The following is a 24,624-nucleotide window of genomic DNA, read 5'->3' as shown; positions in this document are numbered from 1 at the left end:
TGCCTATATACATGACCTTGCTCCTAAATGAGCTAATCTCCGTACATTAGATAGTATGGAGGTGATATAGAATGTATGATTATCGTCAGCAAATTGAGCAACCATATTATCCATATTCCGGAGTACCGCAACAAGAGGATGAAAGGTTTTTCCCATTCTTTTTTCCGTTTTTATTTGGTGCAGCAGCATTTGGCCCATGGGGATGGGGAAGACCATGGGGTTGGGGACGTCCGTGGGGATGGGGAAGACCATGGGGGTTTCATCGTCCGTGGGGCTGGGGCCGTCCATGGGGTTGGGGAAGACCTTGGTAAATTAAAAAACTATTGAATTAGGTGTCTCATAAGTTATCGTACTTTTGAGACACTTTTTTGTTTTGAAAAATACTTTTCTGTAAAAATCAAAAAATATCCCACAAGGAAAATAATACCTTGTGGGAAGTCTTATTTTAGTATTAATTTTATGAAAAATGGAATAAGAATAGAGGCGAATATCGCACTAAGCGTCATTGCAATTGAACTTATTGCTTGTTCAATTTTACCATATTCTGATGCTTTGGCTGTACCTACTCCGTGCGATGCGATTCCATATGAAGCTCCAATCGCAACAGGGTGATCTATTTTAAGCTTTGATAGAATAAAAGGGCCAAACATCGATCCTGAAATACCAGCAACCATTACATAGACTACAGTTAAAGAAGGAATCCCACCAATAATTGAAGTAATCCCCATTGCTAAAGGAGTAGTAACTGATTTTGCTGCCAAAGAAAGCAGGATGATCTTTTTTAATCCGAGCCATAGTGAAAAGTATACACCTGAAAGTAGACCGACAACTGTTCCTGCAAATACACTAACTATTATTGAAAGACAATGTTTCTTTAATGTTGACCGATGCTCGTATAGTGGATAGGCAAAAGAAACAACAGCAGGGCCTAAAAGTAAATTAATCCATTTTCCTCCAAGCATATACGATTCATAAGTAATATGAAGATTTACAAGAATGATGATAATAACTGTAGTAGAGGTAACGATTGGAATCATTAACGAGTAAGTGAATTTAGCGTACATTTTTTTTGCAAGAATATAACATAAAATGGTTAAGAGGATAAATAGCAAACTTTTAATGTCCTTCATTCGTATCCCTCCCAATTAATAAATCATTTGTTTGTTTTTTATGGGCTCTCGAAGTAAGATACGAACTAATGCTTGCAGTAATAGTAAATACAACTGCTGTACTAATTAATACAATTATAATAGAAATTAAACCGTGAAAATTTAATATGGAAGAATAATTCATTATTCCTACAGTAGCTGGAATAAACAAAAGCGTTAAGTGTTTACTTAAAAAATTACTACCATTTCGAATCCATTTTTCGTTAAAGACTGGTATAAAAAGTAAGCAAAATAATAACGACATACCAATAATACTTCCCGGAATAATCAGATGAAATTGTTGCTGAATTATATTTCCAATAAAAAATAATAAGTAAAGAAAGCTTATTTGAACTATCAATTTTACAAAATTCATTTTCAACACCCTTTGATTCTTACTAACTAATAGACTATTAATCTTATTATTGTACAATAAATTATGGCGAAAATGTGAACTTTTCTCGTTATTATAAAAATGCATCTTTTTATAAAAAAGCTTATAATAGATTTATCATTAAATAGAGGAAGTTATATAATATGAAATCATTTGTAGCGTTTGATTTTGAAACGGCAAATTATAATCGACATAGCATTTGTGCTGCCGGTTTTGTATTTGTTGAAGAGGGAGTAATTGTTGACCAAGTTTACTCTTTAATTAATCCCGAAGAAGAATTTTATTCGATGAATATTTCTGTTCACGGAATTAGACCAAGAGATGTACAAGATGCACCTCTTTTCCCAGAATTTTATGAAACGATTAAAGATAAAATTGAAGGGAAAACATTAGTAGCACATAATCTACCATTTGATGGATATGCATTAAAAGATAATTTATCAAGATATGGTATACCTTCAGCTTTAAATAATTTACTATGTTCACTGCAGCTTGCAAAGAAGGTATTACCAAAACAATCCCGATATTCATTAGATACTTTATCAACTCAATTCGGTGTTTTATTAGACCATCATCACCATGCATTAGCGGATGCTGAAGCGTGTGCGAAAATATTTCTTCATTTAACGAATGAATATGAGATCTCATCATTTGAAGAGTTATATGAGAAAACTTCAATTTATCATGGGCAAATACACCAGTTTGATTATCGTTCATCATTAGTGAAACCGAAGAAAAGCAATAAAAAAACAAAAATAAAGACAGATTAGGATTGAATTCCTTTTCTGTCTTTTTTATTACTGCACTCTACGAAATAATATACAATTTTTAATAATATAAAACTAACCCTATATCCATCCTTAATTGGGAACAGAATTAGTTTTATTATTTTTTAAATACTAGAATAGGTAAAAGAAATCCCAACTGGTCGCTTATATTTACCACTGGATTCTTTTGTGTCATACCCAATCCAAGGATCATTTCAGACTTCAAATGAATATATTTTCAAATAGTCTTTAGCAGTGATACGATAAGTTTTACCTGATGGTACGTTTATTTCGTAAGAGTCAGAAATAGTATAGCTTTTTTTATATGTAATTCCTAATTCAGTAGCAATAGTTTTGATAGGTAAACCCGCAGTTCCAGAAACTTCAACATCCCGAGACTCAGAGATAGTCATTGTAGCTTTACTCTTACCTTTGTAAGTACTCATTCGTATGATTTCTCCATTACCGTAAGAAGTTCCTTTGCTTTTAACGTAAAGCCCATTTCCCCACATAGGTTTAATTACAATAGGAGCCACTTCCTGATCGAGATAGGCGTCAATTTGGTCTTCTTTAATAACAACTGTATAACCAAGGACATTTTCACCTTCTACTGGTTCGATAGCACCATTTTCGATTAAATCATTTAAAACTTCTTCGTTTGAAACATTAATTTGTAAGTCACCAATCTCTGTAACCCCAATTTCAACTCCAGGCTCTTCTTTTGAAACTATGACTTCGCTGCCAATTTCAAAAGTAACCTTATTTACCAATCCTTCATTAACTGACTTCAAAGCCTCTTCATCAGTAAATAACTCTTGTGCTGGGAGAGTTTCCGTTTTAATTGAAGTGTTATTTTCTTCAGCAGAAACCTGCTTATTTGTATTGTGTAAAAATGGAATGAAAATTGTTATCACAAGTGATAACGAGAGCAAAGTAACAAATAACTTTTTCATGTGTATGCCTCCAAAAAATTATTATGGTATTATTTACTATAATTAGAGTGTATAACAAATAAAAAAGTGGTAGGGTTTCTAAAAAAAAACTTCGCGTTTCAATATTGGAATGATCTACATAAAAGGTATTGTATTGTGAAGGAGAACTGCATAAAATACTTAATAGTAGGAAAACCGATTTAATCAAATGGATTGGTTATTCTATTAGTCTACTAGAGGACAGGTTAAATCGATTAGATAAAAATAAACAGGATTTGAGAACTCGAATAACTGAGATAGAGGCGAATGTGGATACACTTATCCAACAACTTTTTGAATCGTCAGAACAGGTCAAGAAGGTTATCTCAAGGAAGATTGAACAACTAGAAGACGAACGCAGTAAGCTTGAAACAGATTTACTTTCATATGACGTTGTGAAGATTAAAGCAGAGATTAGTAAACTAATTGAAACAATTAATCATATTAATAAATCGTCTAATCAGGAAGTATTTAGTATTGAAGATGTATTATCGTTTGTTGAATTTATCAAGATTGACAATGAGGATTTAGATATTGAATTCAACTTCGATAAATTACTACCTAAGCAAAACATCCGTTAAAGATGCATTGCTTGATATAATGGATAATTTTAAATCAGTATCGGATGAATATAAAAATATGATAGACAAGTTGTGATTTGTTATTGCTTTTTTAGTTGCCGTCATTAGTAAAACCGAAACCTAAACCTAAATTGGAGAAAAAAGTATGAAATTAATATCTTGGAATGTAAACGGAATAAGAGCATGTGTGCAAAAGGGATTTTTAGATTATTTTAATGAACAAAAAGCGGATCTATTTTGTATACAAGAAACGAAGTGCCAAGAAGATCAAATAACGTTGGAATTAGCGGGTTATTATCAATTTTGGCATTCTGCAGTACGAAAGGGTTATTCAGGTACTGCAATTTTTACGAAACATAAACCTTTAAATGTAAGTTTTGGATTTAACGGTAAAGAAGAAGATCAAGAAGGAAGGGTATTAACCTTAGAATTCGAGAAATTTTATATGGTAAATGTTTATACGCCTAATTCTCAGCGAGATTTAGCCAGATTACCAATAAGATTAAAATGGGAAGATGATTTTAAAAACTACTTAAATAAGCTCGATGAACAAAAACCTGTCATTTTATGCGGGGACTTAAATGTCGCACATAATGAAATCGATTTGGCAAATCCAAAATCAAATCGTACGAATTCTGGCTTTACGGAAGAAGAACGTGGTAAAATGACAGCAATATTAGAAAGTGGCTTTACTGACAGCTTTCGATTTTTAAATCCAACTAAAGAAGGTTCATATAGTTGGTGGTCTTATATGGCAAAAGTCCGTGAACGAAATATTGGATGGCGTATTGATTATTTTATTATTTCAAATAGACTTCAAAATGAGCTAATAAATTCAGAAATTCACTCCCACATTATGGGTAGTGACCATTGTCCCGTTGTTTTAACGATGGAAGATTCAATCATTTAAATATAGACAAAGTACAAAAATTTGATTTTCAGACTGATTGCAAGCGCTTGTCTTTCGAGGCGCGAAGCCTGGTGAGGAGCGGAGTTACACTTTGCGGTATTGAGCACCGCTTAACAGTAGAAGCAACGAAGAAAGCGAACGTTTGGCGGGCAGTCTGAAAGCTCTAAGGTTTTAGAGCTTTCTTTTTTTATATAGGCATTTAGTAAGTCAAAGAGAAGCAATTATGCGTAAACTAAAGTTAGGACAAAGTATAGATTGTTAATAAGACTACCTATTAGTAGAAAAGGAAGTGGATTCCTATTAGTATAAAATGGCTAGAATGGGCACAGAGAATCCAAGCAATTTCTCAAGCAGGATTGACCTTTACGAAAGATGTTTTTGATAAAGAAAGGTATGAAGAACTAAGACATATAAGTGCTGATATTTTAAATCATTATTCAGAATTACAAATTGAAGAAATCGAGGGATTGTTTCGTAATGAACGGGGGTATCCAACACCAAAGCTTGATGTTAGAGGTGTCGTATTTAAAAATGGCAAAATATTATTAGTAAAAGAAAAGCTAGAAAATAAATGGTCTTTACCAGGTGGTTTTTGTGACGTTGGATTATCAGCTTCGGAAAATGTAGTTAAAGAAATTTATGAAGAATCAGGCTATGAGGTTAAAGTGAAGAAACTACTAGCAGTTTTAGACATGACAAAGCATGACCATCCACCACATTCATATCACTACTACAAATTATTTATACAATGTGAAATTGTTGGGGGTAATGCCTCTACTGGAACAGAAACAAGTGATATTGGTTTCTTTGATCAAGAGTACTTACCAGACCTTTCCCTCAATCGAAATACTGCTGCTCAATTAGAATTAATGTTTGAATATTATCAAAATCCTAAAAAAGAAACATGTTTTGATTAAAGATCAATTAAAAAGAAAATATAAAAGATATTAAATAAATCATTTCAGAGTTGCGATCGCAGCTCGATTTTGTTTTAAAGGGTACTAAGTTTATAAAATTGAATTGAAGTTATGAAAAATATACATATTTAGAATTAATGATTAAAATAGAAGGAAATTAATAAATCAATTTTAAAGGAGAAATGATTTGAAAACAAATTCTATGAATTATGTAAAATTCGAAAATGAATTAACAAAAGAACGCATTTCTACTTGCCTTATTTATCAAAATGGAGAAATTAAATATCATTTTTATAAAAATTTAAAAAGCGAAACAAAATTATTCAAAATTAATTCCGTTACGAAAAGTGTTTTATCGATGTTAATAGGAATTGCAATAGATAAAGGATTTATAGAAAGTGTAGATGTACCAATTTCTAAATACTTTCCAAATATCGAAGAGAAAAAACGAGAAATTACGATCGAACATTTGCTAACAATGACACCTGGATATGATTGGCAAGAGTGGGGCGAATGGGGTGGGCGTCCATTTCCAATGATTAATAGTAAAGACTGGATACAATATGTACTTGAAAAAGAAATGGTTAATAATCCAGGTGAAAAAATGATTTATGATTCTGGAGCATCACAAGTATTAAGTGCAATTATTCAGTTGGTAACAAATGAAAAACTATCTTCTTTCGCAAAAAGTATGTTATTTGATCCGTTAGGAATAAAAGAGTTTATTTGGCATGAAGATTCAAAAGGAATAAATATTGGTGGATTTGGTTTAAGTTTAACGACAGATGATCTACTAAAGCTTGGGATTTTAATGATGCAAAAAGGAAAATGGAATAATAGACAGATTATTTCAAGTGAGTGGATTGAAAAATCAACAAAAGCGAAGTACCATACATATCCGCATGTTGGTTCATATGCATACCATTGGTGGGTGCTTGAAAATAAAGAGTTAATGGAACTTGATTCAACGATTTATTTTGCCATGGGTTATGGAGGGCAATTTATCATTATTTCGCCAAAAAATCAATTAGTAGCAGTTTTTACAAGTGCAAAATATATTAATACTTCTACCCCATTAAAAATCATTCAAAAATACCTTCCTTTAATATTAACAAATGAATAGGGCCGAAAAGATCAAACCTTTATCCTGTAATTTCTATTCTCTAAATTTTGTATGTTTTTTTAATTTGAGAATAGGAATTTACAGAAAAATGTCGAATTAAGTAATAGAAAATATAAATAACAACTTGATAATAGCTCCAAGAAGGGATGAAGATTGATGTTTTTGGTGACAGAAGACTTCAAAACGTTTATTAGGAAATATCCAATCACAACTATTATGGTTGGTTTATGTACTATATTAGCGATCATTACGACATTTTTAGGTGGATATACAATCGAAAATATCATCAATTTAGGTGGGTATGAGCACGAACTAGTAAAACAAGGTGAAATATGGAGACTTTTTACTTATGCATTTATGCACGGAAGCTACGCTCATTTTTTTATGAATATGACCTTTATGATTATTTTAGGAAGACCATTAGAAAGAGCGTTAGGTTCAGTTAAATTTTTACTATTTTATTTATTATCGGTTATTCTTACAGGCCTTATTATTAATTTTAACTATACACCTAATACAGTTGAGACAGGTGCATCAGGTGTTGGCTATGCTTTTTTAGGAATGTATTTGTTTATTACATTATTTAGAAAAAAGATGCTCTTTTCAGATGATCGTAAGTTTGTCATAACATTTTTAGGAATTGGATTACTATCTTCGTTAATTATCCCGTCGACAAGTTTGACTGGTCACCTGGCAGGTATGATTATCGGTTTTATGATAACTCCTCTTTTATTAAAAAAAGGTGCTAGGTTTCAAAACTCCGTTAATGTTTAGAGTACATATAAGAGAAAAAAATAATTTTGTTATAACGATATAATATTTTCAAAACAAACCTAGTTCAAATTGGACTAGGGTTGTTTTGGTTATCTTTCGGTTGAGAATGAACGTTAGTTATACTTAATTTCCATTTTTTTGACGTTGAGATTGTCTGGGTTCCAAAATAAAAAGTGCAAATTCCACCAAGTTACAAAGATTAACCACATATGTATAATTAATAAAAATACTTCAAAATCATCAGCCAATACAAAGGGAATAGAGATGAAGAATTTATATTTTTTTATAGCAGTAGTAGTAATCTTATTAATTGTATTTAGCTTGATCTATACTTTTCGCATCATTAATGAAAGAAAGAAAAAATTAGAGTTAGTGAAACAAGAGTTTTAAATGACTAGTGGACGATATAATCTTACATATGAAAGAAGGGACAACTGAACAATATTTAGATTATATGTATCTGGACGGAAAATTTTAAAAGGATTCTCAAGTTGTAGAGGAACAGGAAGTTAGGGACTCTATCTATCAATTTTGGAAATCAGGGGCTTTTTCTTTATATAGTACTGAAATCCGAGTTGAATAAGTTTCTTAAAGGTTGTCTAATTAGACAACCTCATTTTTTAGTTCAAAAATCAAAATTTTAATTTAAAAATCATATAGATCGATAATTCGGTCAGCTGTTTGACGGTTTCTACATAATTTGTAGAGATCATTAAAAAATCGTTCAACTTCAACAGAAGTACTCGGAATTGGTATTTCTACTTGAAGTGAACCAAATACTTGTTTAAAATAAGCTTTTCGTTCAGCGTTTTTACCATCCCGTTTTAATGGATTGTATTTCCAAACTAAAAATAATTGACCATCTTGCTCACGAATTTCTCTTATTTCTGCAGCGGTTGTAGATTTATTTTCAACATATATGACTAAATAAAAATTTTCATTGCGATGCCAGTCGATTAATAGTAAATAATAGCTTTCTTCTTCTACTTTACTTAAGTGAAAGGCAAAAACAATAGGTTTACCGTTTGTCCATTGTTGAAAATTTTGTAACGTATTTAAAGTTGTTGGTATTTCCTCAATATTAAATAAAGAATTATTTGAAACCATCCAATTTTTAATCTGATTTGAAATACTGATTGCAATTTCTTTTTTCATCATTTACCTCAACTTATTAAGTCCTTTTTATTATCATATCATCAAAAAACAACTTAATAAAATTCTTCCTTGTAATAATCTACCATCTATAAGTTAAAGTTGAAATACTCATATTATTAATGATGATTTAACTAAGGAGGTTTTTATAATGGCAAGAGGTAAAAGCTTTAATCATAAGAAAAAAGGTCATGAACCAACTCATCCAAAAGGATCACTAGTCGCCCCTGAAGACCGTAAACATGAAGATCGAGAAGAAGATTATATTGTGACAGAAGAAGCATTTAAAAATCGCATTCAATAATAATTTATTAAAATGGGACTCAGATTGTATATACCTGAGTCCATTTTTATTTTTACTACCTTATAGATTAACCTTCGTTGAAGTTTAATAAGTTGATTAGTTGAATTTTATTCACTGCTTGAAACAACAATGGAATAGGTGGTCCACTTGTTCTATTTAAAACGAGCTGATAGATCATTGTGAAAAAAGTTTTTTGGTTTGCTTTCATCACTTTTTTGTCGTCATGATAACAAATCGAATATAATTCTGTCATTAATTCAGTTTGATCTTGGTGCTTGTTATTTAATAGATAGTCACATAAATTTTTCAACCAATATTGCTGTTCTTCAGTTAAAGAATGATAAAACTCAATAGCTTGTTTGTCGTTTACAATGATATTTTTTTGTGGATAGTAATTTTTAATCCAGTATTCAGCCATCTGACTAATTTTCTCTATTTCTTTTGCTGAGTAGTTTTCTCCATTATGAACAAATATGTCTTGTAATAGATCTACATTGTAATTAACGAGTGGTAGTATGCTAGCAACATGATTAAACTTTGGATGTTTTTTATTAATTATGCCAAAATGTGCAAATTCGACCGATTGACAAATATCTAGATCTTGTAAAGATTTGTCAATATAATTTGATTGATACCGTTCAAATTCTGAATAGTTTTTAATCACATCTTCATCTAGACCAATATTAAATGCTGCAGTTGGTTTATATTTAGCAAACATAAAGAGAATAACTTCTGGTAAATAGATTTCTAATAACTCAGCTGGGGTTATTAAATTTCCAGAGGAGCTAGACATTTTTTGATTTTGACCTTTTATTCCTATAAACTCATAAGGTGTATAATGAGGTGCGTCATAGTCAAATATGGCCTTAGCAATTTCTTTTGAAACATTGTAACTTCCTGTTTCAGATGAATGATCTCTTCCACCAGGTTCAAATACAACGTCTTCTTTCATCCATCTCATAGCCCAATCAATCTTCCAGTTTAGTTTAATATTGTTTGCAACTTCTACAGATAATTGATTTGAAAATCCACATTTACATTGATAATCTAAAATTTTTAGTTCCTCATTGTAGCGGGTAATTGTAGTATCATCTTTTTTGCAGCTTTCACAATATAGAGTAATCGGGTAAAAATCATTACGTTCTCGTTCATTTGGAACACTTGTTTTGAACTTAATTAAAATATCATAAATTTCTTTTCTTTTTTCAAGAGCGTGTATAATGTCAACATTGTATCTACCTGATTTGTATTCTTGACTTTGATAAATAAACTCAACTTCAATTCCTAGTTCAGATAAGGAATGTTCAAATTCCTTTTCAAAGTGTTCAGCGAATGTTGAGTGACAGCCAAATGGGTCAGGGATATTTGAATAGGCTTTACCAATAAAATGATGAAAAGTTGGATCGATATTATTCGGGACCTTCCTAAAACGATCAAAATCATCCCAAGAAAAGATAAATCTTGTTTTTTTACCTAAATTATTTAAAGCTTTTACAACAAAATAAGTTGTAATGATCTCACGAAAATTTCCAATATGAACAGACCCAGATGGGCTTATACCAGATGCACATACATAAGTTTCTTTATTTGGATATTTTTCAATTAATTGATTTGCGATTTTATATGCCCAATGCATGTTATCACCTCGAAATTATTTGTTTTTTAACCTTTTAATTACAAATAAAAAAACTCCCACCCCCAAGATTTAATCATCTTGAGGACGAGAGTTTGTTAACTTCGTGGTACCACCCCAGTTTATTGATATGTTACCATACCAACCTTATTTAGGTACGGCACGAATGCTTATACCCTATCTCTATAACGGGAGAACCCGTCGTACCATCTCTAAAGTGAACTTTAGTTCCATACGAAGCTCCAAGTCTTTTTTCATAAAGTTGATTATTACTCCTTTTTCAGCATTCAGGAGCTCTCTGTAAATAATTTTAGCTTTACTACTTTTCTCTTCATAGCTTTTAAATTTCGAAATATTAATTGTTATTATATTAATCAAAACAATATTAATTGTCAATTAAATCAAAAGTTGAATAAACTAATTTAAATACTGTTTGAATGGAGGTGCCAAATTGAGGGATATAGTTGATGATTTACCCCTAATCGGTGCTTATTTTTTATTATTTGGTACATCAACGGCGGCTGTTGGTATTTCAAGTACAAAAATCGTAAGTGAAAACTTTGGTAGAAGTTTATTCGCTAAAGGTAATGCAATCGAAGCATTTGGGAACTCCATTCAAGCTATTGGAAGAGAAAAATTATATAAGAGAGCAAAAGAAGAAAATGAAAATGAAAAAGAAATAGAATTTGAATTAATGATGATGATTGGTGCTTGGATTCAAGCAATTGGAAATGGTACAAATACATTTGCAACACATTTAGAAATTGAAGGAATGGAAAGAGAAGGTTTTAGATTAAACGCTCTCGGAGGTGTCATTCAATCAATTGGTGCTCAAATTGAAACAACTGCAGCATATAGCGAGGGGACGCAACTAGATAAAATTGAGGCATATGGCAATCAATTAATCGGTTTAGGCGCGTTAATAGACGGCATTGCAAATGCGGCATTACTACGTGATAAAATTATTTTAGGTGAAGATTTATTACTTGTTGGTAGCTGGGTGCAAGTATTCGGAGCAATTTTAATTATTTATGCACTGCGCAATAAAAGAAGCGAATATGAAAAAGAACAGTTAGAATATCGATATGGCTATTATCCAAATAAAAAGTTCGAATGGTAAATTACTAATTTTTTGTGAAGAATACGAAAAAAAGAAGGTATAAATTTGTTAATGGCAAATATTATTATTAAAATTAAATTAAAACATTTTGTTTTTTTTGTTAAGCATTTTGTGAGAAAATAGAGTTTATCAATTTAAATAGAATAAACCAATTTTTTGAAATAGAGGTATGATTAGATGAATTTAAAAATAATTACTGATAGTGCGGCAGATTTACCAAAAGATATTATTGAACAATATAATATTGATGTCATTCCATTACGAGTTTATTCAGAAGATGAAAAAGAATATTTTGATGGTTTAACATTGGATTCAAAGACGTTATTTAATGAAATGCGTAATGGAAAAGTATTTAAAACGTCTCTTCCTTCGTATGAGTATATTTATAATACTTTCGTTAAATATGCAAAGGAAAATATACCATGTATTTATATTGCTTTTTCTTCTGAACTTTCAGGTACATATCAATCAGCAGTAATGGTAAAAAATGAGTTTGACGAGGAATTTCCTGATTTTGATTTAGAGATATTTGATACAAAAAGTGCATCAATCGGACAAGGGCTAATAGCTGTTAATGCTGCAAAACTTGCGATGAATGGAGTTACAAAAGAAGAGGTTGTTAATAAGATAATACATAGCATTCAACATATTGAACATATTTTTACAGTAGATGACCTTCAATATTTGGTGCGTGGAGGTCGCTTGAGTAAAGTGGCTGGTTTTGTAGGCAATTTATTAAATATTAAACCTATATTACACGTTGAAGATGGAAAGTTAATTCCACTTGAAAAAATAAGAGGTTCTAAAAAATTGATAAAAAGAATTCTTGAAATTATGGAATCTCGTGGGACAAATTTATCAACTCAATTAATTGGTATTTCTCACGGTGACGATCTAGATAAAGCAATCGAAATTAAAAATGCTTTGGCAGAGACATTTGGATGTAAGGAATTTGTCATTAATTCAATTGGGTCTGCTATAGGTGCTCATGCAGGACCTGGTACTTTAGCGATATTTTTTATGAACGATAATAAAAAATAAAATAAATAAAAGGGCTAATTTCACAAAATGAAATCAGCTCTTTTATTTTAATTTTCTGATAATATTACCCGGATAATAATTCATACATAATTACTTCATAAAATGCAAATAGTATTTATGTAATCTTCAACAATTAATTTTATGAGGTGAAAACGATGTCAATTTTAGATAACTGGGATCAATGGAAAGATTTTTTAGGTGATCGTTTAGATGCAACAGGTGAAAAAGGTGTTGGTGAAGGTGCTATTTCTGAAATGGCATATCGCTTAGGTAATTATCTAGCAAATGAAGTTGAACCAAAAAATGCAGAAGAACAAATTTTAAAAGACCTTTGGGAAGTTGCAGATGAACAAGAGCAACATACAATTGCACATCTAATGATGAAGTATGTTAAAAATAAATAATTAAAATAATGTGATTAAAAAATAGCCCTGTGAATAGAATCATAAGGGCTATTTTTAATTTGTTTAATTTAAAGAATGAAAACTTAAACTTTCTGGTTGTAGAAAACAAAATGGGTTTACAAAAAATTCAATAAAAATAATAAAAATTAAACTTGAAATGGACATATAATTCACATATACTGTACTTATTGTGAGTACTGTTTTTGGAATAAGGACAATTACTATTTACATTTTATTTGTTTTTTTGTATGATAGACTTTCTGTTCAAATTTCACTTTTATCATAAAATGGATTTTTGCACTAATAAATAGAATAGAATATTTGAACGAATTTCAATACAGCTTTTAAAAAATATATAGAAGAATGGGGATAATATATGAATAATCAGCAAAATTCGGCTGAAACGCCGTTTAGCGTAAAAACGATTATTGGTCCAATGATGGCAGTAATCGTAGGTATGATCATGGTTATTTTAGATAGTACGGTAGTAAACGTAGCATTACCGGGCATTACCGAATATTTTAAATCTGATTTAACAAAAATGCAGTGGACGATTACAGGATATACATTAGCATTATCAGCTGTAATACCACTTGCAGGTTGGATGTCTGATCGATTTGGTGCAAAAAGAATTTTCTTATTTACGATTTTGTTTTTCACAATCGGCTCAGTGCTTTGTTCAGTTGCACAAACACCTGAACAATTAATTTTATTCCGTGTAATTCAAGGGGTTGGTGGAGGAATGGTTGCACCAATCGGTATGGCGATTATCTTTAGATTAGCTCCACCAGAAAAAATCGGGTCAATTATGGGGATGCTTGGAATTCCAATGTTACTAGCACCTGCATTAGGACCAGTTATTTCAGGATGGTTTGTAGAGTATTCTACTTGGCATTGGATCTTCCTAATTAATTTACCAATCGGTATTATTGCAATGATAATTGGCGCTAAATTCTTACCTAATTTCGAAACAAAATCAGTTCCTGCTTTAGATGGATTAGGAATTATTATTGCTCCAATTGCTTTTTCAATGTTAGCATACGGTGTTAGTCAAAGTTCAACAAGCTGGACTTCAAAAGGAACATTAACAGGCTTAATTGTTGGTGGAGTAGCATTATTACTCTTCATCTTTGTTGAACTTCGCCAAAAGCAACCTTTACTTGAGTTACGAGTATTTAAATCATCTGATTTTGTTAGAAGTATTTTAATTACATGGATTATGCAAATTGCTTTATTCGGTTCTTTCCTAATTGTTCCATTATTTTTACAAACAGTTAAACAATATGGGGCATTTGAAACGGGCTTAATTATGTTACCTCAAGCATTAGCATCGGCTTTAATGATGCCAATTGGTGGTAAAATGTATGATAAAGTTGGTGCTAGACCGATGGCGTTAGTTGGTTTAACAATTATCACATCTGCACTTTTCATTTTCTCTAAAATCTCAGTAGACTCATCAAATACATTTATTATGTTAACACTTGCTATGATGGGTGCTGGAATGGGATTATCAATGATGCCGATTAATACACATGTATTACAATCTGCACCAAGACATTTAGTAAGTCGTGTAACTCCTTTAACTGCAGCTGCACAGCAAGTAATGGTATCATTTGCAGTAGCAGGTATGGCTGGATTTTTAACTTCAAGTACAAAGGATTATATGACAAAAACAACGAATCCATTAAATGCTATGATTTCAGCATTTGGTGATACTTTCTTACTAGCAGCAGGAATCGCATTAGTAGGAGCGTTGTTAGCAATTATCTTACGTAAACCAAAAGTGCAAAATACAGATGCCTCAAAAGCAGATCTTGACGAGTCAAAATCTTCAATGATGGTAGGACATTAATAGATAAAAAAGAAGCCAAATTCAAAATTGGCTTCTTTTTTTGTCATTATTGATTATAATTTAAATAGTATCGAAAAAATTTTAATAATTTCTATAATTTTAAGAAAAATGTTATAAAACTAATTGAATTGTAATAAAAATGTCCTTATTATGTAAGGTTAGTTATGTATAATTAAGGCTCGAATATAGTTTTACTTTACAATGGAGCTGATTTAATGATTAAAAGTATTTGCAAAACGACTTTAGCACTATCAATTTTAACTGGAGGTTTATTCTATGGAAATACTACTCCGAGTTCAATTAAGACTGTGGAAGCTGCAACGATAAGTGGTACAGTAACTGCATCCGTTTTAAATGTAAGAAGTGGTCCTAGTACTAGTTATAAAGTAGTTGGGACACTTAAAAAGGGTGCGAAAGTTACGATTACAAGCACAAGTGGATCTTGGTATAAAATAAAAAGTGGAACAAAAACTGGATGGGTTTCTACTAAATATATAAAAAAAGCCCCAACTACAGTGTCTGCAACGACCGTAAATAAAATGAAAACTTTAGGTACTTCAAAGCAATTAATCATTGTGTCAGCAGAAAATGAAAGTACAAGAAATGTTTTAATTGAAACATTTGAAAAAAGCGGTACTAGTTGGAAAAAACTTCATACATATTCAGGCGTGATCGGTAAAAACGGCATGATTAGTAGTAAACATGAAGGTGATTATGAAACACCTGAAGGGAAATATACAATTACAACAGCTTTCGGTAGATATTCAAATCCAGGTACGAAAATGTCATATCGTAAAATTACTTCAAATGATGTTTTTGTAGATGATTCAAATAGTAAATTATATAATACTTGGCAATTGGCATCAGAAAATAACGGTAGATGGAAAACTGCTGAAAAAATGAATATTTCTCAATATGATTATGGATTTGTTATTAACTATAATACTGTGAGAACCCCAGGTAAAGGTAGTGCAATATTTTTTCACATAGCTGGAACTTCAGGATATACTGCAGGCTGCACGGCTACATCTAAAACAAATGTAGTATCCATTTTAAAATGGTTAGATCCTGCAAAAAAACCATTAATTATTCAAACACCATTGAATAAATTAACTCAATATTAATATGATTTGAAACTGGTCGATGATTTGATCAGTTTTTTTATGTTTAAAACTTGTAAAAGGTGCTTGTCTCTAATAAATGAAAGGCTGTCAAATCGGAAGTTTTTTAAGTTAATTAAAGGTTTTGTTAAATTAAAATGTTGATTTTTGAACTAAAAAAAGGCTGTCTAAATAGACAACCTTTAGAAATGCTTATTAATTTAAACCTTACTTTAGTATAATAAAACTTTATTTTACGCCATTAACAAGTTCTCTCATAGAGTTTAACTGTGAAGATAGCTCATTAAACCAAACCTCATCCCCCGTTGAGAGGGCTACGTCAATTAGAAAGCGAATCTGTTCTTTGTTTGTCACTTTTGAATCGGGCATTTTCATAACGTTTTTATTTAGCATGTGAATGGTTTTCCCAACAGTCGTTTTGTTATCTGAAGTTATTACATTTACAGTTACTATTTCATCATGAATTTTAAATGATTCAACATAACCTATAACTAATTCACCACCCATTGATATACCTTTAACCCAGTCACCTGTTTTTAAAATAGAATTATTATTTGTGTTCATTTTTTTTCCACCTTCTTATTTAGAGTTGCAATTTAAAAATTTGTGATCGTAACAGTACTTAGTATGAACTGTAACTTTTTTTATTACATTTCAGATAAAAGAAGGCATAGCCTTCACTTTAGTAGCTGTTTACTTATCATCTGATATGATCGACAATGTCCTTAATCGTATATTGCTTTAAATATCCTCCAAGATGTTTTTCGGCACCACAGAAAATATTAAAAAGAACATTTTGCATATTTGCCCCAACAACACACTTTTCATTTGATTCTGGGCACTTAGGCTGCAATGCCCCCTCAGAGGTGATCCTATAAATATCCCATAAATTAACTTCATTTAAATCTATAGCAAAAATAAATCCACCACCAGTTCCTTCCTTCGATTTTATAAATCCATGCTTTTTTAACAAACTAAGCACTTTACGAATACGAACTGGATGGACACAGGCACTCTCTGATATTGCATCACTTGTAGACATCCGATCCGGCTGCAGCGCAAGATAAGTTAAACTATGAATGGCAAGAGTGAAATCACTATTCATGGTCTGCCTCCTAAAAATCGTTAATTTCTTTATATATTCCGAGATTTAATTTAGTACTGTAATAAAATGTGTTGAAAATTGAAATTTTTTATTATTAATTAGCTACTTTTTGTGATTTAATGTATGAGAATGTTCGTAGCTTACGAGGAAGAAAACTACGAATTTCTTCTTCGTTATAACCAACCTGTAATCTTTTTTCGTCTAGGATTATTGGTAGGCGCAACATTTTGGGATTATTTATAATTAATTTATATAATTCATTTAATGGGAGCGAATCAATATTTATATTTAATTCCTGAAACGTTTTTGATTTTTTCGATATAATCTCTTCAGTACCAGTTTCTGTCATGCGAAGTATAGATTTAATCTCTTCAAGTGTAAGTGATTCATTCATAATATTTTTCACATTATAGTCTATATCATGTTCCTCTAGCCAAGCTTTTGCTTTGCGACAAGATGTACAACTTGATGTTACATATAGATTCACCATTCATTTACACTCCTTATATTTTAAATGTAATAAAAAATATTACAGTTGGGATAAAAATCGAGTACTAATATAGTATCTAAGAAAATAAATTAGGTTGACTACCATACTCGATTTAAATGAGTATACTGTAATTTTATTATTTACAGTTAAAAGTGTCAACTATATTTTTAGAGTTTAAATTATGTGGTGCGTTTAATTCTTGTACGAAATTCTAAAAAGAATTCTACTATGGATTTAAGAAAGTTCGGATTAAAACAGCAAAGTGCAAAAAGTTATGTATATTTTGAAATTTCTAAGTATAATAGAATGTACAATTACGATATAAAGTGAAATTTTAGAGGTGGAATATGAGCAAACTAGAATTTTTTGAAATAGAGACTAGTCGATTAAAACTTCGAAGGTTTAAAGATGAAGATGTTAGCAACTTTTATAAATATCGTTCAAATCCAGATGTAGCGATTTATCAAGGTTGGGAGAATTATACATACGAACAAGCGATTAATTTTATAGAAAAACAAAAAACAGCTGAAATGAATATTCCTGATTCATGGGTTCAAGTAGCGATTGAACATAAAATGGATGGTCAACTAATAGGGGATATAGGCGTACATACCTTATTAGATCCTGCAAATCAAGTTGAAGTCGGCTTTACATTGGAACCATTGTATCAAAATAAAGGATTTGCTTTTGAAGCATTACAAGGAATTTTTGAGTATTTATTCAATGAATTAAACAAAGAAAAAATAAGCGCAATTGCCGATGAGCAAAATTCATCCTCAATTAAATTATTAAGGAAGTTAGGATTTCAACAGATAAAAATAATAGAAAATTCTTATTTTAAAAACCAATATGTAACCGAAATTATGTTTGAACTTTCGAAAAAGGATTGGAATAAAAAGTAGGGGATGAGTTTTAAATGAATTTCTTTAAAGGAGCATTGTGTTTATCGTTGGCCGCTAGCATTTGGGGGATGACCTATGTTGTTAGTAAAGTAGTATTAGATAGTATTTCTCCATGGTTATTACTTGAAATGAGATTTCTTTTAGCATTACTAACTTTAGGGATCATTTGTTTCTTCCAAAAAAGCTGGAAAATTAGTAAGAAAGATTTATTTCCAATCGCGCTAATAGCTTTAGTAGGCTATACTGGCTCAATTGGTTTTCAATTTATTGGTACGAAGCTTTCAGGAGCAGCAATGGGTTCTTTAATTACTTCAGCTTCTCCGGCGTTAATTTCATTATTTGCATTTTTAATTTTAAAAGAAAAGATTAATAACCGTAAAATTGTATCGTTAATTTTAGCTACTATTGGAGTAATTGTTGTAATTGGATTTCCAAAAGGTGGATCAAATTTAGGAGCGTATTTTGGAAATCTCATTTTAGTAGGTGCTGCAATAACTTGGGCATTGTATACAGTTCTAAGTAAAGTTCAGACTAATAAATACTCATCATTAACCGTAACGACTTGGGCAACAGTATTTGGTGTAATTTTTACATTACCATTTACTATAATAGAACAAAGTAATCACATAACTGACTTACCATCAAATAGTTGGATTTGGATAGGAGTCATATTTTTAGGCACGATTTCAACAGCAGGAGCGTTTTATCTTTGGAACAAAGGATTTGAATATATCGATACTTCCACAGGGTCTTTATTTTTCTTTTTACAGCCATTAATTGGTACGATATTTGGGTATTTTTTATTAAATGAAGAAATTAATCCTTCTTTTTTCATAGGAAGTATTCTAATTGTTGTAGCTGTGTATTTATCGTTAAAAGAACCGAAGCAAAAAACAATGTACCAATATAACTCAAAAAAAGCATAATTTACAAAAAAGTGGTTGAAGTATCAACTGCTTTTTTTATTGGATATTTTTCCTAAATAGTTGAATTTTAACAATAGGAGTAACTAATTTTTTAGGGATTTATTATTTAAATTGACAAATGCAGTTCAGACAAATATTATAAATCTTGTACGATACATCGTATAAGATGTATCGTACAGGAAGTATTGTGTGTCGGAGGGATTAAATGGTAGAACGAGCCGAATTTATAAGTGAATCAATCGATTTTTTACAACGATTTTTAATGAAAAGTCTTCAAAAGCATTCAGAAGAACATGGCGTAACAATTCCACAAGCAAGAGTGATTGGAGAAGTGTATGCACATAAAACAATGAGCATAAAACAACTTTCTAAAAATCTAAAAATGACGCAAAGTACCGTATCAGATATCGTTGAGCGTCTTACTACAAAGGGGCTTTTGTTGAAAACACCTAGCCCTAAAGATAAACGATTCGTGGAAATTTCATTACCAGAAAATATTTCGGATGAAATAAATGGTAGCATTACTGAAATTGCAAATAAATCATTAAATAGTGCGTTAACTTTTTTAGATTCACATGAACAGGAGATTGTAGAACAAGGAATGAGATTATTAGTTACAGCTGTAAAGAAGAAGATGGAGACAGATGGAATGGATAATTATGAATTCTTTGATGTATTGTATTTTCTTGAAGAAAAAGGAAAAAAAGAAAAATAAATTAACGAGGAGGGGATTAAGTGAACAAAATCATTAAGGGCCGTTGGATTATATTTTCAATTTGGCTAGTTGCAACAGTATTGTTAACTGTTCTTCAGCCTGACATAAATGCAATTCTGCGGAATAAGGGGCAGGAAGGAGCGAATAGCGATTCACCTTCTGTAATGGCAGACCATATCCTCAAAAAAATGGATACTGCTAAAGGAACGAATAATCTGATTGTTTTTTATGATAAAAACAAAATTTCGAATGATGAAATGGACAAAATTGGTGATGCTGTTAAAGGAATTCGTGATAGCAGTAAAGAACTTAGAATTTCGGAAATTATTGATCCTTTTAGTATTCCAAATGCAAAAAGTTCATTAGTATCAAAAGACGGCACTACACTAATGGTGAGTTATAAGTTAGATAAGAACGGAAGAGAAATAGATGATATTAAAAAACAAATTGATAATAAGCTAAGTAAAGTACCAGTTAAATATTATTTAAGTGGAGAAGATTTTATCAATAACGATTATTTAAAGGCTTCGCAAGCGGGAGTCGAAAAAAGTGCTGCGCTGACAGTTATTTTTATTTTAGTAGTGCTTATTATTGCGTTTAGGTCAATCGTTACACCATTTATATCATTGATTGCGGTTGCATTTTCTTATCTCTGTTCAATGGGAATAGCTGCTCAATTAATCGATAAAGCTGGATTTCCGATTACTAGTCTTACTCAAATGCTACTAATTCTTATTCTTTTTGGGATTGGTACAGATTATAATATACTCCTTTTTAATCGTTTCAAAGAGGAACTTTCACTTGGACATTCAGTTGATGAATCAATTGTAAACACATATAAAACAGCTGGTAAAACAATTGCCTATAGTATTTTAACTGTGTTTATTGCGTTCCTTGCACTTGTATTTGCTGAATCTCCAATTTATAAATCAGGTGTAGTTGTTGTTATTGGGGTATGTATATTATTACTTGAAATATTAACGTTAACACCGTTTATTATGAAAGTTTTAGGGAAAAAACTTTTCTGGCCATCTAAAAATGTTGGTGGACACAAAGAAAACAAGTTTTTTGGTAGTTCGTCAGCTTTTGCGATCAAAAAACCAATCATCACAATTGTTGTCATCTTATTGATTTTATCTCCAATGGTGTATTTCCATCAAGAGAAGCTGAACTTTGATACAATTGGTGAACTTGGAAATAAATATCCTTCATCAAAAGGTTTTAATATCGTTTCAGATCATTTTGGTAAAGGTCAGGCAATGCCTGCAACAGTCGTTATTGAAAATGACAAAGCGCTTGATAATAATCAATCACTAGCAGTAATTGATAATGTTACTGAAAGACTTAAGATGATAAAGGGTGTTAAGCAAGTATCTTCAGTAACACAACCTGAAAGTAAACAAATTGAAAGTTTTTATGTTGATAGCCAAATGGGTACAGTAACTGATGGTATTTCAAAAACACAGGATGGTGTTAACGAAATACATGACGGATTAAGTTTAGCCCAAGATAAACTAGGATCAGCGGATTTTTCAAAAGTTAGCCAAATGGTAGATGGAACAACAGATTTAAAAAATGGTGTAACAGCGTTAAGTGGTGGTTTAAAACAAATTCAAGCAGGAATTGGTAATGGTTCTAGTAATTCTCAAACGATCTCTAGTGGTATAGCAACCATCGAAACGAATCTAAGAAAAATGAGTAGTGGTGTATCATTATTATCAAAAAATTATGAGAAAATGCAATCGGGTTATAAAGAATTAGGAACTCATTACCAAGAATCAGCACAAGCGCTGCTTGGCCTTAAAGGTGCAATTTATCAAATGCAATCAATGGTGACAGCACTAGGTAGTAGTTATACGAATTCAAAAGATGATGTGAATTACCAATCATTAAAGCAAACAATTGATCAAACAGTTGCTTCTTTAAATCAAATTACTCCAGAAGGAATCAAGACTTTAAATGCTAATTATAATGCTGTAACTGCAGGTTTTGCTACCGCAAACAGTAATCTATCTAGTATGAGTAATGGTTTAAATCAAATGGCAGATGGATTGAAAAAACTTGAAAGTGGTTTAAACCAAGCATCGTCAGGAATTGGAAAAATTGTAACAAATATGAATAAAGTATCAGATGGACTTGGTCAAATGAAAACAGGTCAGCAACAGTTAGTAGCTGGCATTAATGGATTTAGTACTTTCGGGGAAAAGCTTTCTGATGTAAACGGTGGTTTAGAGAAAATTTCTGACGGTTTAGGAAAAACAAATGATTTCTTAACTCAGTTTAATTCTAATAAAACTTTCTTTATTCCAAAAGAAGCGTTGGCTGATGAGAACTTTAAAAAATCAATAGACATGTTTATGTCAAAAGATAAAAAGATTACAAAACTAACAATTGTTTTGGCGAATGATCCATATTCAAAAGAATCTTTAAATACAATCAATAAAATAAATTCAGCTGTTAAAAATGGACTTAAAGGCACAGAACTTTCAAATGCAAAGTCAGGTGTTTCGGGTCCAAGTGCTACAACAAATGATATGAACAATATTTTGAGTAGTGACTTAAATAAAACAACAACAATCGTTATAATTGGGGTATTACTTGTATTATTCCTAGTGATAAGATCATTCTGGACACCAGTATTTATCACTGCATCACTTTTAGGAGCATACTACTGTGCAATGTTTATGATTAACTATATTTTCATAGATTTGCTTGGATATGAAGGAATTTCATCCTTTGTTCCATTCTTCTCTTTCATAATTATAGTAGCTTTAGGAGTAGATTATAGTATTTTCCTAATGATGAGATTTAAGGAATATACTCATTTGTCACCGAAAGAGGCGATCGTATTAGCTTCTAAGCATACTGGTGGAGTAATTATTTCAGCGGTAATCATACTTGGAGGTACATTTGCTACACTCATGCCATCTGGAATCCTTTTATTGTTTGAATTAGCAATTGCGGTAATTACTGGTCTAGTAGTACTTTGCTTTATATTACTGCCAATCTTTTTACCAGCAATGATTGCGTTGCCAGAAGCATTAGCTAATTTATTTTCAAGAAACAAGGGAGCTAATGTTGATACAGAAAAACATGTAATTTAATAGAATAATAGATTGAATTGAAAAGTGCCGACCTGCTATCCAAATAATAGTAGGTTCGGCTTTTTTTTGCTTTTTTCGTATTCATTGTTTCCCTTTTGGAAAAAAATGTATAATAGATAAATAGAATCTGTTCGAAGGAGCTTTTATATGAATGACAATTTAAAAGACATTACGAAATTATCTCTAAAAGAACAAGAAAAACTACTTTACTCTTTAAAAGATAAACTTTATCCTGATTCGTCAAGCCCACTTGAATCTACTTATGAAGCCATTCGTGAATCATGTTTTAAAGATGGTTTAGGTTGTAAGGTTGTGTATTAATGAGAAATCAAATTAGTAGAAAATTTTACTTCCCTTTTTTAATCATATTTTCAATCATAATTGGCTTTGCAGGCTGGTATGAAATCTTTCAACATTATTTTAGCGATCGGGGGATTGTTCGATTTAATTGGCATGTTGATATTGAACAACCTACGCATTCAAAAATAATTTTAGATGAAACAGCTCCTATGAGTGTTGATGGACCAGTATATACCCAATTTACATACAATAAAAAAACAATAAAAAAACTAAAAAAGAAAGAGTATTGGATTAAAATATCAAACAATAATATTAAAAATCTCACTCAAAAAGTAACTGAATATAATAATTCAATTTTGAAATATCCAGTACATTCAATGAAAAGTAGACAAAACCTATTGGAAAATCCTGTTGTTTTTAACGATAATTGCTATTACTACGTAAAACGCGATAAAGAAAAACAAGATCAATATGCAATTTTTATTCTAAATCCAAAGGAGAAAAAACTTTACTTACTTGAATATTATTTTTAATAGAATTTTTAAGGTGAAACGATAAAACTAATCATAGGAGCTTTGCATGAAAACAGTGAAACTTGCTCCAAAAATAAATTACCATTAATTGCGCAAAAAAAGTGGATGCTAAAAACATCCACTTTTTTATTAATCAACTTGTATTTCATTATTCACATCAAGGGCTTCAACTAATTCTAATTCCTCATGACGTTCTTTAAAACGGTTGAAAGTAAATTCATTTGCAAATAAGAATAGTGGACGTTCGAAACGGTCAATTACTAGCATCTTACGTTTTAGATAAGTGCGAGTTAGATTACTTTGAATTACCAAAGGAATTAGTATGCGAAAAAAAACA

28 protein-coding genes and 1 other annotated feature are annotated in these 24,624 nt (G+C 31.0%); of the genes, 19 read left to right on the top strand and 9 right to left on the bottom strand.

What is annotated here, in order from left to right:
- The first annotated feature begins 71 nt into the window (after nucleotides 1-71).
- The gene (locus AB1282_RS19575) at nucleotides 72-311 is read left to right on the top strand and encodes a hypothetical protein (RefSeq protein ID WP_056466233.1); all 240 of its coding nucleotides are present in this window, start codon (nucleotides 72-74) and stop codon (nucleotides 309-311) included.
- Between the two features lie 129 nt (nucleotides 312-440).
- On the opposite strand, the gene AB1282_RS19570 is transcribed toward AB1282_RS19575, so the two are convergent.
- Together AB1282_RS19570 and AB1282_RS19565 are read right to left on the bottom strand one after the other, a co-directional pair.
- Nucleotides 441-1,130, bottom strand: a complete 690-nt coding sequence (locus tag AB1282_RS19570; protein WP_429899985.1) for an LrgB family protein — start codon at nucleotides 1,128-1,130, stop codon at nucleotides 441-443.
- Entirely contained in the window at nucleotides 1,117-1,524 is a 408-nt protein-coding gene (locus AB1282_RS19565) for a CidA/LrgA family protein (protein WP_429899983.1), read from the bottom strand. Before AB1282_RS19565 ends, AB1282_RS19570 begins: the two co-directional genes overlap by 14 nt.
- Nucleotides 1,525-1,685: 161 nt before the next feature.
- On the opposite strand from AB1282_RS19565, the gene AB1282_RS19560 reads away from it, so the two are divergent.
- The gene (locus tag AB1282_RS19560) at nucleotides 1,686-2,312 is read left to right on the top strand and encodes a 3'-5' exonuclease (RefSeq protein ID WP_082459326.1); all 627 of its coding nucleotides are present in this window, start codon (nucleotides 1,686-1,688) and stop codon (nucleotides 2,310-2,312) included.
- Nucleotides 2,313-2,524: 212 nt separating this feature from the next.
- On the opposite strand, the gene AB1282_RS19555 is transcribed toward AB1282_RS19560, so the two are convergent.
- Nucleotides 2,525-3,262: a hypothetical protein gene (locus tag AB1282_RS19555; RefSeq protein ID WP_429899981.1), complete on the bottom strand. Its 738-nt coding sequence runs from the start codon at nucleotides 3,260-3,262 to the stop codon at nucleotides 2,525-2,527.
- Between the two features lie 287 nt (nucleotides 3,263-3,549).
- Between AB1282_RS19555 and AB1282_RS19550 the strand changes: the two genes are divergently transcribed.
- The 5 genes from AB1282_RS19550 (at nucleotide 3,550) to AB1282_RS19530 (ending at nucleotide 7,585) form a co-directional block, all read left to right on the top strand.
- Nucleotides 3,550-3,861, top strand: coding sequence for a hypothetical protein (locus AB1282_RS19550; protein ID WP_429899979.1), 312 nt, complete (start codon nucleotides 3,550-3,552; stop codon nucleotides 3,859-3,861).
- A 145-nt stretch (nucleotides 3,862-4,006) separates the two neighbouring features.
- Nucleotides 4,007-4,771, top strand: a complete 765-nt coding sequence (locus tag AB1282_RS19545; protein WP_056466212.1) for an exodeoxyribonuclease III — start codon at nucleotides 4,007-4,009, stop codon at nucleotides 4,769-4,771.
- Nucleotides 4,772-5,070: 299 nt separating this feature from the next.
- A complete protein-coding gene (locus AB1282_RS19540; protein ID WP_056466209.1) occupies nucleotides 5,071-5,688 on the top strand; it encodes an NUDIX hydrolase in 618 nt (205 codons plus the stop codon).
- A gap of 187 nt (nucleotides 5,689-5,875) precedes the next feature.
- Entirely contained in the window at nucleotides 5,876-6,811 is a 936-nt protein-coding gene (locus tag AB1282_RS19535; RefSeq protein ID WP_390311823.1) for a serine hydrolase domain-containing protein, read from the top strand.
- A 156-nt stretch (nucleotides 6,812-6,967) separates the two neighbouring features.
- Nucleotides 6,968-7,585: a rhomboid family intramembrane serine protease gene (locus AB1282_RS19530; protein WP_056466203.1), complete on the top strand. Its 618-nt coding sequence runs from the start codon at nucleotides 6,968-6,970 to the stop codon at nucleotides 7,583-7,585.
- A gap of 645 nt (nucleotides 7,586-8,230) precedes the next feature.
- Here AB1282_RS19530 and AB1282_RS19525 read toward each other — a convergent pair.
- Nucleotides 8,231-8,740: a hypothetical protein gene (locus AB1282_RS19525; protein WP_056466201.1), complete on the bottom strand. Its 510-nt coding sequence runs from the start codon at nucleotides 8,738-8,740 to the stop codon at nucleotides 8,231-8,233.
- A 148-nt stretch (nucleotides 8,741-8,888) separates the two neighbouring features.
- Between AB1282_RS19525 and AB1282_RS19520 the strand changes: the two genes are divergently transcribed.
- Nucleotides 8,889-9,041, top strand: a complete 153-nt coding sequence (locus AB1282_RS19520; RefSeq protein WP_165347078.1) for a hypothetical protein — start codon at nucleotides 8,889-8,891, stop codon at nucleotides 9,039-9,041.
- 67 nt (nucleotides 9,042-9,108) lie between these two features.
- Here AB1282_RS19520 and lysS read toward each other — a convergent pair whose 3' ends face one another.
- Nucleotides 9,109-10,677: a lysine--tRNA ligase gene (lysS, locus tag AB1282_RS19515; RefSeq protein ID WP_056466198.1), complete on the bottom strand. Its 1,569-nt coding sequence runs from the start codon at nucleotides 10,675-10,677 to the stop codon at nucleotides 9,109-9,111.
- Nucleotides 10,678-10,754: 77 nt separating this feature from the next.
- Nucleotides 10,755-11,018, bottom strand: a binding site (T-box leader).
- Between the two features lie 107 nt (nucleotides 11,019-11,125).
- Between lysS and AB1282_RS19510 the strand changes: the two genes are divergently transcribed.
- The 5 genes from AB1282_RS19510 (at nucleotide 11,126) to AB1282_RS19490 (ending at nucleotide 16,215) form a co-directional block, all read left to right on the top strand.
- Nucleotides 11,126-11,794, top strand: a complete 669-nt coding sequence (locus AB1282_RS19510; RefSeq protein ID WP_056466195.1) for a DUF6944 family repetitive protein — start codon at nucleotides 11,126-11,128, stop codon at nucleotides 11,792-11,794.
- Nucleotides 11,795-11,971: 177 nt separating this feature from the next.
- The gene (locus AB1282_RS19505; protein ID WP_056466192.1) at nucleotides 11,972-12,835 is read left to right on the top strand and encodes a DegV family protein; all 864 of its coding nucleotides are present in this window, start codon (nucleotides 11,972-11,974) and stop codon (nucleotides 12,833-12,835) included.
- A 155-nt stretch (nucleotides 12,836-12,990) separates the two neighbouring features.
- Entirely contained in the window at nucleotides 12,991-13,239 is a 249-nt protein-coding gene (locus AB1282_RS19500) for a DUF3243 domain-containing protein (RefSeq protein WP_056466188.1), read from the top strand.
- Between the two features lie 376 nt (nucleotides 13,240-13,615).
- Nucleotides 13,616-15,091 (top strand): MDR family MFS transporter, encoded by a 1,476-nt coding sequence (locus AB1282_RS19495; protein ID WP_429899974.1) that lies wholly within the window; start codon nucleotides 13,616-13,618, stop codon nucleotides 15,089-15,091.
- A gap of 215 nt (nucleotides 15,092-15,306) precedes the next feature.
- On the top strand, nucleotides 15,307-16,215 hold the full coding sequence (locus AB1282_RS19490; RefSeq protein ID WP_429899972.1) for an SH3 domain-containing protein: 909 nt from the start codon (nucleotides 15,307-15,309) through the stop codon (nucleotides 16,213-16,215).
- A gap of 225 nt (nucleotides 16,216-16,440) precedes the next feature.
- Here the strand turns inward: AB1282_RS19490 and AB1282_RS19485 are convergent, their stop codons facing one another.
- The 3 genes from AB1282_RS19485 to spxA all read right to left on the bottom strand — a co-directional run bounded on the left by AB1282_RS19485 (nucleotide 16,441) and on the right by spxA (nucleotide 17,807).
- Nucleotides 16,441-16,776 carry an IDEAL domain-containing protein gene (locus AB1282_RS19485; RefSeq protein WP_429899970.1) on the bottom strand — a complete coding sequence of 112 codons (336 nt, stop codon included), beginning with the start codon at nucleotides 16,774-16,776 and terminating at the stop codon, nucleotides 16,441-16,443.
- Between the two features lie 136 nt (nucleotides 16,777-16,912).
- Nucleotides 16,913-17,317 (bottom strand): RrF2 family transcriptional regulator, encoded by a 405-nt coding sequence (locus tag AB1282_RS19480; RefSeq protein WP_056466181.1) that lies wholly within the window; start codon nucleotides 17,315-17,317, stop codon nucleotides 16,913-16,915.
- A 94-nt stretch (nucleotides 17,318-17,411) separates the two neighbouring features.
- Nucleotides 17,412-17,807, bottom strand: coding sequence for a transcriptional regulator SpxA (gene spxA, locus AB1282_RS19475; RefSeq protein WP_056466178.1), 396 nt, complete (start codon nucleotides 17,805-17,807; stop codon nucleotides 17,412-17,414).
- Nucleotides 17,808-18,154: 347 nt separating this feature from the next.
- Between spxA and AB1282_RS19470 the strand changes: the two genes are divergently transcribed.
- The 6 genes from AB1282_RS19470 (at nucleotide 18,155) to AB1282_RS19445 (ending at nucleotide 24,287) form a co-directional block, all read left to right on the top strand.
- Entirely contained in the window at nucleotides 18,155-18,709 is a 555-nt protein-coding gene (locus AB1282_RS19470; RefSeq protein ID WP_429899968.1) for a GNAT family N-acetyltransferase, read from the top strand.
- 14 nt (nucleotides 18,710-18,723) lie between these two features.
- On the top strand, nucleotides 18,724-19,635 hold the full coding sequence (locus AB1282_RS19465; RefSeq protein WP_429899966.1) for a DMT family transporter: 912 nt from the start codon (nucleotides 18,724-18,726) through the stop codon (nucleotides 19,633-19,635).
- Nucleotides 19,636-19,840: 205 nt separating this feature from the next.
- Nucleotides 19,841-20,350 (top strand): MarR family winged helix-turn-helix transcriptional regulator, encoded by a 510-nt coding sequence (locus tag AB1282_RS19460; protein WP_056466170.1) that lies wholly within the window; start codon nucleotides 19,841-19,843, stop codon nucleotides 20,348-20,350.
- Nucleotides 20,351-20,370: 20 nt separating this feature from the next.
- Entirely contained in the window at nucleotides 20,371-23,454 is a 3,084-nt protein-coding gene (locus tag AB1282_RS19455; RefSeq protein WP_429899965.1) for an MMPL family transporter, read from the top strand.
- Between the two features lie 147 nt (nucleotides 23,455-23,601).
- Entirely contained in the window at nucleotides 23,602-23,775 is a 174-nt protein-coding gene (locus AB1282_RS19450; protein WP_429899964.1) for a hypothetical protein, read from the top strand.
- The gene (locus tag AB1282_RS19445) at nucleotides 23,775-24,287 is read left to right on the top strand and encodes a hypothetical protein (protein WP_429899963.1); all 513 of its coding nucleotides are present in this window, start codon (nucleotides 23,775-23,777) and stop codon (nucleotides 24,285-24,287) included. The genes AB1282_RS19450 and AB1282_RS19445 overlap by 1 nt, the downstream gene beginning before the upstream one ends.
- A gap of 129 nt (nucleotides 24,288-24,416) precedes the next feature.
- Here AB1282_RS19445 and AB1282_RS19440 read toward each other — a convergent pair whose 3' ends face one another.
- A complete protein-coding gene (locus AB1282_RS19440; RefSeq protein WP_429899962.1) occupies nucleotides 24,417-24,599 on the bottom strand; it encodes a hypothetical protein in 183 nt (60 codons plus the stop codon).
- Between the last annotated feature and the right edge of the window lie 25 nt (nucleotides 24,600-24,624).

The sequence above is a fragment of the Gottfriedia sp. S16(2024) genome, assembly GCF_050473765.1.
Classification (GTDB): Bacteria; Bacillota; Bacilli; order Bacillales; family Bacillaceae_G; genus Gottfriedia.
The sequence above is the reverse complement of the archived record's forward strand: the minus strand, read 5'-3'. Positions and strand labels throughout refer to the sequence as shown.

Coding starts and splice junctions, on each gene's coding strand:
- AB1282_RS19575 (WP_056466233.1), top strand. CDS start 72: ATGTATGATTATCGTCAGCAAATTGAGCAACCATATTATCCATATTCC.
- AB1282_RS19570 (WP_429899985.1), bottom strand. CDS start 1,130: ATGAAGGACATTAAAAGTTTGCTATTTATCCTCTTAACCATTTTATGT.
- AB1282_RS19565 (WP_429899983.1), bottom strand. CDS start 1,524: ATGAATTTTGTAAAATTGATAGTTCAAATAAGCTTTCTTTACTTATTA.
- AB1282_RS19560 (WP_082459326.1), top strand. CDS start 1,686: ATGAAATCATTTGTAGCGTTTGATTTTGAAACGGCAAATTATAATCGA.
- AB1282_RS19555 (WP_429899981.1), bottom strand. CDS start 3,262: ATGAAAAAGTTATTTGTTACTTTGCTCTCGTTATCACTTGTGATAACA.
- AB1282_RS19545 (WP_056466212.1), top strand. CDS start 4,007: ATGAAATTAATATCTTGGAATGTAAACGGAATAAGAGCATGTGTGCAA.
- AB1282_RS19530 (WP_056466203.1), top strand. CDS start 6,968: ATGTTTTTGGTGACAGAAGACTTCAAAACGTTTATTAGGAAATATCCA.
- AB1282_RS19525 (WP_056466201.1), bottom strand. CDS start 8,740: ATGAAAAAAGAAATTGCAATCAGTATTTCAAATCAGATTAAAAATTGG.
- AB1282_RS19520 (WP_165347078.1), top strand. CDS start 8,889: ATGGCAAGAGGTAAAAGCTTTAATCATAAGAAAAAAGGTCATGAACCA.
- lysS (WP_056466198.1), bottom strand. CDS start 10,677: ATGCATTGGGCATATAAAATCGCAAATCAATTAATTGAAAAATATCCA.
- AB1282_RS19505 (WP_056466192.1), top strand. CDS start 11,972: ATGAATTTAAAAATAATTACTGATAGTGCGGCAGATTTACCAAAAGAT.
- AB1282_RS19500 (WP_056466188.1), top strand. CDS start 12,991: ATGTCAATTTTAGATAACTGGGATCAATGGAAAGATTTTTTAGGTGAT.
- AB1282_RS19495 (WP_429899974.1), top strand. CDS start 13,616: ATGAATAATCAGCAAAATTCGGCTGAAACGCCGTTTAGCGTAAAAACG.
- AB1282_RS19490 (WP_429899972.1), top strand. CDS start 15,307: ATGATTAAAAGTATTTGCAAAACGACTTTAGCACTATCAATTTTAACT.
- AB1282_RS19485 (WP_429899970.1), bottom strand. CDS start 16,776: ATGAACACAAATAATAATTCTATTTTAAAAACAGGTGACTGGGTTAAA.
- AB1282_RS19480 (WP_056466181.1), bottom strand. CDS start 17,317: ATGAATAGTGATTTCACTCTTGCCATTCATAGTTTAACTTATCTTGCG.
- spxA (WP_056466178.1), bottom strand. CDS start 17,807: ATGGTGAATCTATATGTAACATCAAGTTGTACATCTTGTCGCAAAGCA.
- AB1282_RS19470 (WP_429899968.1), top strand. CDS start 18,155: ATGAGCAAACTAGAATTTTTTGAAATAGAGACTAGTCGATTAAAACTT.
- AB1282_RS19465 (WP_429899966.1), top strand. CDS start 18,724: ATGAATTTCTTTAAAGGAGCATTGTGTTTATCGTTGGCCGCTAGCATT.
- AB1282_RS19460 (WP_056466170.1), top strand. CDS start 19,841: ATGGTAGAACGAGCCGAATTTATAAGTGAATCAATCGATTTTTTACAA.
- AB1282_RS19450 (WP_429899964.1), top strand. CDS start 23,602: ATGAATGACAATTTAAAAGACATTACGAAATTATCTCTAAAAGAACAA.
- AB1282_RS19445 (WP_429899963.1), top strand. CDS start 23,775: ATGAGAAATCAAATTAGTAGAAAATTTTACTTCCCTTTTTTAATCATA.